Origin of the sequence: Micromonospora phytophila (assembly GCF_023656545.1) — a bacterium.
GTDB lineage: Bacteria > Actinomycetota > Actinomycetes > Mycobacteriales > Micromonosporaceae > Micromonospora > Micromonospora phytophila.
On sequence record NZ_JAMOKF010000235.1, the window covers coordinates 1 to 8747 of the forward strand.

Below are 8747 nucleotides of genomic sequence, written 5' to 3' on the forward strand. Positions count from 1 at the left end.
GCACCACCGTCCCGTCGGCGTACGTCTGCACCACCTCGAAGGTGAGCCGGTCGGTTCCCGGCAGCGGCCCCATGGAGAGGGCGAGGCGGGCCGGCCCGGCGCCCGATCCCGGCATCCGGCTCCACGTCACCGCGCTGGTGACCAGGTCGACCCGGGAGGAGTGGATGCCGGCCACCGGCTGGTCGAGGGTGCGGGTGGCGATCCGCGGCGCCCAGCCGGCCACCGACATCGGGTAGACCTCGGCGATCGGGGCGTCGGCGGGCAGCCTGATCTCGACCCGCTCGGTGCGGGTGCCCGGCCGCTCCTCCGGCACCACGAACTCGAGCTTCACCGACTCGCCCTGCCGGGCCTGGGTCGGGTTGGTCGTCACGTCCGCCGCGTACGCCGTGGCCGGCCAGGCCAGCACCACGGCCGCCGCCAGGACGGCCACCGCCCCGGCCCGGCGCCGACGGCCCGCACCGCGCGTCATCGCCATCTTCGGTCCCCATCCGTGTCCATGCGGCCGGCACCGGCTCCGGCCACACCCGGTAGTTCGGATGCGGCGCCCGAAAGGTTCAACGGTCCGCCGGCGGGGACGGCCGACCGGCGTCCCTGCTCCACCGGGGCGACGACAGCGGGGAGCATCCCTGCGGGTGCGAGGCGTCGGCGGTCGGGTGGGGCAGGGGGCCCGATAGCATCGGCGGGAGCCGAGCGTTCGGCGTCACCCGTACCGTCTGCTGGAGGAGTCACCGTGTCCGCACCCCGTACCCCCGCCGTGGCCGACCCCGTCGTCGTCGCCGCCGGGACCACGGCGGCCGACGCGGTGGCCGCGGCCGGGCTGCCCGCGAACGGTCCGAAGGCGGTCGTGGTGGTCCGCGACCCGCAGGGCCAGCTGCGCGACCTGGACTGGGCGCCGCAGGCCGACACCGAGGTCGAGCCGGTCAGCCTCGACTCCCCGGACGGGCTGAACGTGCTGCGGCACTCCACCGCCCACGTCCTCGCCCAGGCCGTGCAGGACGTCTTCCCCGAGGCGAAGCTCGGCATCGGCCCGCCCATCGAGAACGGCTTCTACTACGACTTCGCCGTGGACAAGCCGTTCCAGCCGGACGACCTCGGCAAGCTCGAGAAGCGGATGCAGGAGATCATCAAGTCCGGCCAGCGGTTCCGCCGCCGCCGCTTCAACAGCCTGGACGAGGCCAAGGCCGAGCTGGCCGCCGAGCCGTTCAAGCTGGAACTGATCGACGTCAAGGGTGAGGGCCTCGACACCGACGAGGTGATGGAGGTCGGCGGTGGCGAGCTGACCATCTACGACAACCTCGCCGCCAACGAGGAGAAGGTCTGCTGGTCGGACCTCTGCCGCGGCCCCCACCTGCCGAACACCCGGCTGATCGGCGCGTTCAAGCTGATGCGCTCGGCCGCCGCGTACTGGCGTGGGTCGGAGAAGAACCCGCAGCTCCAGCGGGTCTACGGCACCGCCTGGCCGACCCGGGACGAGCTGAAGGCGTACCTGAAGCTGCTCGAGGAGGCCGCCCGGCGCGACCACCGCAAGCTCGGCGCGGACCTCGACCTGTTCAGCTTCCCCGACGAGATCGGCTCCGGCCTGGCGGTCTTCCACCCCAAGGGCGGCATCATCCGCCGGGAGATGGAGGACTACTCCCGGAAGCGGCACGAGGCCGCCGGGTACGAGTTCGTCAACACCCCGCACATCACCAAGGGGCAGCTCTTCGAGACCTCCGGGCACCTCCAGTGGTACGCCGACGGCATGTACCCGCCCATGGAGATGGAGGGCGCGAACTACTACCTCAAGCCGATGAACTGCCCGTTCCACAACCTGATCTTCCGGTCCAGGGGCCGCTCCTACCGCGAGCTGCCGCTGCGGCTGTTCGAGTTCGGGTCGGTCTACCGGTTCGAGAAGTCCGGGGTGGTGCACGGCCTGACCCGGGTCCGCGGCATGACCCAGGACGACTCGCACATCTACTGCACCCAGGAGCAGATGGCCGGCGAGCTGAAGTCGCTGCTGTCGTTCGTGCTGGACCTGCTGCGTGACTACGGCCTGGACGACTTCTACCTGGAGCTGTCCACCCGCAACCCGGAGAAGTCGGTCGGCACCGACGAGAACTGGGAGCGGGCCACCGAGGCGCTGCGCTCCGCCGCCGAGGAGTCCGGTCTCGACCTCGTGCCCGACCCGGGCGGCGCGGCCTTCTACGGCCCGAAGATCTCGGTCCAGGCCAAGGACGCCATCGGCCGGACCTGGCAGATGTCCACCATCCAGGTCGACTTCAACCTGCCGGAGCGGTTCAACCTGGAGTTCCAGGCCGGCGACGGGACCCGGCAGCGGCCCGTGATGATCCACCGGGCGCTCTTCGGCTCGATCGAGCGGTTCTTCGGCGTGCTCACCGAGCACTACGCCGGCGCGTTCCCCGCCTGGCTGGCCCCGGTGCAGGTGATCGGCATCCCGATCCGCGAGGACCACACCGACTACCTGCACGGCTTCGTCGCGGCGCTGCGCACCCAGGGGATCCGCGCCCACGTCGACACCGGTGACGACCGGATGCAGAAGAAGATCCGTACCGCCCAGCAGCAGAAGATCCCGTTCATGGTGATCGCCGGCGACGACGACGTGGCCGCCGGGACGGTCTCGTTCCGCTACCGGGACGGCTCCCAGCGCAACGGCGTGCCGGTCGCCGACGCGGTGTCGCACGTGCTGGACGTGGTCACCTCGCGGACCAACATCGGTCCGTCCGCCCAGCATTGACCTGCGGTGCCCCCGCCGCGCCACCGGCGCGACGGGGGCGCCGACGTCAGATGCCGCAGTTGGGCGCGGACCAGGTCCGGGTCGACTTGTTGGCGACGTGGGTGTGGTCGTTGTGCCCGGGGTAACCAGGCCCGAGGATCTCGTTGAAGCCGTGGTAGCGGGCCTGCTGGGCCAGGCGGCAGAGCGAGTGCGGTCCGGCGCCGAGGTCCACGGCGTCACCGTAGAGGTGCCGGCTGGTCGACGACCCGCCGACCGCGGAGTTGCAGGCGTAGCTGCGGAACGCGCTGGTCACGATGATCTGCTGGTCGCCGAGGGCGTGGCGCATCGCCTGGAGCTTCCACATCGACAGCCGCGCGTTGGCGCGGGCGGTGCTGGCCGACACCGCGCCGCCGGACCAGTCGCTGTTGCAGTCGTTGAACTCGGCGTAGCTGAAGTTGACCGTGGTGCAGTCGTCGTCCTGCAGCGCGTAGATCTTGTTGAACGTCTGCGGCCCGGCGATGCCGTCCGCAGGCAGGCCGTAGGCCTGCTGGAAGCGGATCACCGCGGACCGGGTGGCCGGTCCGTACGCCCCGTCGGTGCCGAGCACGGCCCCGTAGCCGGGGTAGCCGGAGACCCGGATCTGGAGTTGCCGGACGTCTTCGCCCGACATCCCCTCCGACAGCATGCGTCCCCACGTGTAGCAGCCGTCGGCGTGGGCGGCGCCGGCGGTGGTGGTGACGCCGACGATGGTGGTGGCGGCGGTGAGCGCGAGCGCCGCGAGGAACCTGCTGAGCCGTCGGATCAAGGGAGCCTCCATCGATTCATGGAAGTGATTGAATGGATAGAAGTTTCATGGCTGGTTCTACTTTCGTCAACAATTTCCAGGCACCGATTCCCCGGCGGCGGGGCGTCGCCGGCCGAGGGCCGGGTCCGTAGGATGCGCTTGTGACAGGGGTGGAACGGCACGCGGACGGCGGCATGGCGGACGGCCTGGAACGGCTCTGGACGCCGCACCGGATGACCTACATCTCCGGGGAGGACCGGCCCGAGGGCGGCTACGAGAAGCCCAGCGGTTGCCCGTTCTGCCGCGCGCCCGGGCTGCCGCCGGACGAGAGCCTGGTCGTGGCGCGCGGTCAGCACGTCTTCGTGGTGCTCAACCTCTACCCGTACAACCCGGGCCACCTGCTGGTCTGCCCCTACCGGCACGTCGCCGACTACACCGACCTGGACGGGCCGGAGACCGCCGAGCTGGCCGCGTTCACCCAGACCGCGATGCGGGTGATCCGCAAGGTCAGCAACGCGCACGGCTTCAACCTCGGGATGAACCAGGGCGGGGTGGCCGGCGCCGGGATCGCCGCGCACCTGCACCAGCACGTGGTGCCTCGGTGGGGCGGCGACGCCAACTTCATGCCGGTGATCGGCCGTACCAAGGTGCTGCCGCAGCTGCTCGGCGACACCCGGGAGCTGCTCGCCCGCGCCTGGCCCTCCTGACCGCGCGACCCCCACCCGGCGGGTCGGACCACCCGATCGGTGACCTCCCGCCCTCCGGCGCACCGAAGGTGGCACGATGCGTCGATGGCAGTCACGACGCGGACGTTGGGTCGCAGCGGCATCGAGGTCAGTGCGCTGGGCATGGGGTGCTGGGCGATCGGCGGGCCGTGGGCCGAGGGCGCGCAGCCGCTGGGCTGGGGCGCCGTCGACGACGAGGAGTCCGTCCGGGCGGTACGCCGCGCGCTCGACCTCGGCGTGACCCTCTTCGACACCGCCGACACGTACGGGGCGGGGCACTCCGAGCGGGTCCTCGGCCGGGCGCTCGCCGGCCGGCGCGACGAGGCGGTGATCGCCACCAAGTGGGGCTACACCTTCGACGAGGCGGCCCGGCAGGCGACCGGCGATGACGCGTCCCCGGCGTACCTGCGGCGGGCGGTGTGGGACTCCCTGCGCCGGCTGGACACCGACCGCATCGACCTCTACCAGCTGCACCTCGGGGACCTGCCGGTGCCGCGGGCCGAGGCGCTGGTCGGCACGCTGGAGGACCTGGTCGCCGACGGGCTGGTCCGGGCGTACGGCTGGAGCACCGACCGCCCCGACCGGGCGGCGGCGTTCGGTCAGGGCGCCCGGCACGCCACTGCCGTGCAGCACACCCTGTCCGTGCTGCGGGACGCCCCCGACCTGCTCGCGGTCTGCGACAAGTACGACCTGGCCAGCGTCAACCGCGGGCCGCTGGGGATGGGGCTGCTCTCCGGCAAGTACACCGCCGGCTCCACGCTACCCCGCGACGACGTACGCGGGATCGCCCCGGGCTGGCTGGAGTGGTTCCGGGGCGGCCGGCCGGCCCCGGAGTGGCTGCGCCGGGTCGGCGCGGTGCGGGCGGCCCTCACCGGCGACGGACGCACCCTGGCCCAGGGCGCGCTGGGCTGGATCTGGGCGCGCAGCGGCCGGACCGTGCCGATCCCCGGCTGCCGCACCGTCGCCCAGGTCGAGGAGAACGCCGCCGCACTGCGCTGGGGCCCGCTGTCAGCGGACCAGTTCGCCGAGGTGGAACGCCAACTAGCCGCCCTGCGCGCGGCCGCCCTACGCGACGCCGACCGCCCCCACTGGCCCACCCCCACCTTCCCCACCGCCCGCCCCTGACCCACCCCACCCCCGCGCCCCCCGCGGGCCACCCCCGACGCACTTTCACGGAAAGAGTGCCCATCCGGCGGGAAATGGCCACTCTTTCCGTGAAGGTGACCGGCGCTCGCCGCTGGGTGCTCGCCACGCGCCGCTCCCCGCCAGGACGGCGTGCGCCAGGACGCTCTTACACGGAAAGAGTGGCCATCCGGCGGGGGATGGCCACTCTTTCCGTGAAAGTGGCGCCAGGCGCCTTTGCGACCTCGGTGAGGAGGGGGGTGGTTAGGGGTGGGGGGTGTGTTCCTTGCGGGCCTGGTCGGCTAGGTGGGCGGGCATGGGGTCGTAGCGGACGAACTCGCGGCGGAAGGTGCCCGTGCCGGAGGTCATCGAGCGCAGCTCGACCGCGTACCGGAGCAGCTCGGTGGCGGGCACCTCGGCGCGGACCAGGGTGCGCCCCTCGGCGTCCGGGTCCGGTTCGGTGCCGAGCACCCGGCCGCGCCGACCGGAGAGGTCGCCCATCACCGCGCCGACCGACCCGTCGGCCACCCGGACGACCACCTCGTCGACCGGCTCCAGCAGCGCCGGCTGGCCCTTCTCGGCGGCGTCCCGCAGCGCCAGCGCACCGGCGGTCTGGAAGGCGGCGTCGGAGGAGTCGACGCTGTGCGCCTTGCCGTCGACCAGGGTCACCCGCAGGTCGACCACCGGGTGTCCGGCGACGAGGCCGCGTTCCATCTGGGCCCGTACGCCCTTCTCCACCGAGGGGATGTAGTTGTGCGGCACCGCCCCGCCGACCACCCGGTCGACGAACTCGAAGCCCGCGCCGCGCGGCAGGGGCTCGACCTCGATGTCGCAGACGGCGTACTGGCCGTGGCCGCCGGACTGCTTGACGTGCCGGCCGTGGCCGGTGGCCGGGGCGGTCAGCGTCTCGCGCAGCGACACCTTGACCGGCTCGGTCTCCAGCTCCACCCCGCCGGCGCGCAGCCGGTCCAGCACCACGTCGGCGTGCGCCTCGCCCATGCACCAGAGCACCAGCTGGTGGGTCTCCGGGTTGCGTTCGAGGCGCATCGTCGGGTCGCCGGCGACCAACCGGGCCAGGTTGCGGGCGAGGGCGTCCTCGTCGGCGCGGGTGCGGGCCACCACGGCAACCGGCAGCAGCGGCTCGGGCATGTCCCAGGGGGCGATCAGCAGCGGGTCGTCCTTGGCGGAGACGGTGTCGCCGGTCTCCGCGCTGCCGGACTTGGTGATCGCGCAGATGTCGCCGGCCACGCAGGTGCCCACCTCGCGCAGGCTCGCGCCGAGCGGGGTGTAGATGTGGCCGACCCGCTCGTCGGCGTCGTGGTCGGGGTGCCCGCGTTCGGCCAGGCCGTGCCCGGAGACGTGCACGGTCTGTTCGGGGCGCAGCGTGCCGGAGAAGACCCGGACCAGGGAGACCCGGCCGACGTGCCGGTCGACGGTGGTCTTGACCACCTCGGCGACCAGCGGGCCGTCCGGGTCGCAGGTCAGCGGCGGACGCGGGGAGCCGTCCACCCCGGCGACCGCCGGCAGCTCGTGCTCCAGCGGCGACGGGAAGCCGGCGGTGAGCACCTCCAGCAGCGCGTCCAGCCCGACGCCCGTCTCGGCGCAGACCGGCACGACGGGATAGAAGTGGCCGCGGGCGACCGCCTTCTCCAGGTCGTCGATGAGCACGTCGGTGCCGATCTCCTCGCCGTCGAGGTAGCGGTCCATCAGGGACTCGTCCTCGCTCTCGGCGATGATCCCCTCGATCAGCTCGTTGCGGGACTCGGAGATGGCGGGCAGGTGCTCGGGGTCGGGGTCGCGGACGTCGGCGGGCAGACCGGCGGTGTAGTCGAAGACCCGGCGGGTGATCAGGCCGAGCAGGCCGACGGTGGAGACCCCGTCGTCACCGAGCATCGGCAGGTAGAGCGGGAGCACGTTGTCGCCGAAGACCCGTTGGCAGAGCGCCACGGCCTCGTCGAAGTCGGCCCGCGGGTGGTCCAGCCGCGCCACGGCGACGGCCCGGGGCATGTCGACCGCCGCGCACTCCTCCCAGAGGGCGGCGGTGGCGGCGTCCATCCCGTCGACGGCGGAGACGACGAACAGGGCGGCGTCGGCGGCCCGCAGGCCGGCGCGCAGTTCACCGACGAAGTCGGCGTAGCCGGGGGTGTCCAGCAGGTTGACCTTGACGCCGTCGTGCAGCAGCGGCGCGCAGGCCAGGCTCACCGAGCGCTGCTGGCGGACGGCGGCCGGGTCGTGGTCGCAGACGGTGGTGCCGTCGGTGACGTTGCCGGCCCGGCCGATCGTGCCGCTCGCCGCGAGCAGCGCCTCGACCAGGGTCGTCTTGCCCGCTCCGGAGTGCCCGACGAGCACCACGTTACGGATCATGCCGGGCTCGGTCACCACCGGCACGGCGCCGGTGACCCCCTTCTCCTGACTTTTCTGCGCCATGGGGCGCACCTCCCTCAGCGGTGGTTGGTGGCGACCGCCGCGCGCGACGGGGAAGCGGCCCGGGCGGGTCCGCGGCGATATCCTCCGGTGGTCTGCCGGCTTCCGGGTAATCAACGGGCGAGGCGGTGAGCTGGCTCACCTCCTGGCTCGATCTCACACCCGATGCGCGGCCTGCACAAGCCTCCCGGCGCGGCTCGCCTGACCGGCGGTATCGCCGGTGTCGTGCGGACCGTTATCGTGGGGACCGCCATGGCGAAGATCTTCCAAGTGACGGCCCGCGCGGGGATGACCCGCGTCGTCGAGCCCGTCGCACGCGGCCTGCTTCGAGCGGGCGTAACTCCCAACGCGGTCACCGTGGCGGGCACCCTCGGGGTGCTCGTCGGTGCGCTCGGCTTCGGCGCCCGCGGTGACCTGGTCGCCGGGGCGCTGATCGTGACCGTCTTCGCGCTCACCGACCTGCTCGACGGGACGATGGCCCGGATGAGTGGCGGCTCCACGAAGTTCGGCGCGTTCCTCGATTCGAGCATGGACCGGGTCGCCGACAGCGCCGTCTTCGGCGCGGTCGCCTACTGGCTCGCCACCGAGCACGACTACTCGGGCGTCGCGGCCGCGCTGATCTGCCTGGCCGCCGGGAGCCTGGTCTCCTACGTCAAGGCCCGGGCGGAGGGGCTCGGCATGAGCGGCGACGTGGGCATCGCCGAGCGCACCGAGCGGCTGCTCATCGTCGGCGTGGGCGGGCTGCTCACCGGCCTGGGCGTGCGCCCCGCGCTGGAGATCGCGCTCTGGCTGCTCGCCGCCGTGTCGATCTTCACCGTGGGCCAGCGGATGAGGCACGTGTACCGGCAGGCCCAGCGGGTGCACACCCCGGGCAGGCAGGGGTGAGCGCGGGCAGCGTCCCGCGCGGGCTCCGGGTCCGGCGCGGGTGAACCTCACCGAGCTCGGCTACGTCGCCGGCTGGCGCGCGGTCCGCGCGCTG

The 8747-nt window shown here is 72.8% G+C and carries 7 protein-coding genes; 4 read left to right on the forward strand and 3 right to left on the reverse strand.

Annotation, left to right across the window (positions count from 1 at the left end):
* On the reverse strand, positions 1-475 hold a 475-nt coding region (locus NCC78_RS22720), incomplete at its 3' end, for a DUF1775 domain-containing protein (protein WP_284706345.1).
* A gap of 255 nt (positions 476-730) precedes the next feature.
* Here NCC78_RS22720 and thrS point away from each other — a divergent pair.
* Positions 731-2734: a threonine--tRNA ligase gene (gene thrS / locus NCC78_RS22725; RefSeq protein ID WP_250796915.1), complete on the forward strand. Its 2004-nt coding sequence runs from the start codon at positions 731-733 to the stop codon at positions 2732-2734.
* Positions 2735-2780: 46 nt separating this feature from the next.
* On the opposite strand, the gene NCC78_RS22730 is transcribed toward thrS, so the two are convergent.
* Positions 2781-3530, reverse strand: a complete 750-nt coding sequence (locus NCC78_RS22730; protein ID WP_250796917.1) for a D-Ala-D-Ala carboxypeptidase family metallohydrolase — start codon at positions 3528-3530, stop codon at positions 2781-2783.
* A 161-nt stretch (positions 3531-3691) separates the two neighbouring features.
* Between NCC78_RS22730 and NCC78_RS22735 the strand changes: the two genes are divergently transcribed.
* Positions 3692-4204 (forward strand): HIT family protein, encoded by a 513-nt coding sequence (locus NCC78_RS22735; protein ID WP_250796923.1) that lies wholly within the window; start codon positions 3692-3694, stop codon positions 4202-4204.
* Positions 4205-4288: 84 nt separating this feature from the next.
* Complete coding sequence (locus NCC78_RS22740; protein WP_250796918.1) at positions 4289-5347, forward strand: aldo/keto reductase; 1059 nt, start codon at positions 4289-4291, stop codon at positions 5345-5347.
* A gap of 261 nt (positions 5348-5608) precedes the next feature.
* Here NCC78_RS22740 and NCC78_RS22745 read toward each other — a convergent pair whose 3' ends face one another.
* Entirely contained in the window at positions 5609-7771 is a 2163-nt protein-coding gene (locus tag NCC78_RS22745; protein ID WP_250796919.1) for an elongation factor G-like protein EF-G2, read from the reverse strand.
* A 249-nt stretch (positions 7772-8020) separates the two neighbouring features.
* On the opposite strand from NCC78_RS22745, the gene pgsA reads away from it, so the two are divergent.
* Complete coding sequence (gene pgsA / locus NCC78_RS22750) at positions 8021-8653, forward strand: phosphatidylinositol phosphate synthase (protein ID WP_250796921.1); 633 nt, start codon at positions 8021-8023, stop codon at positions 8651-8653.
* Positions 8654-8747 lie beyond the last annotated feature (94 nt).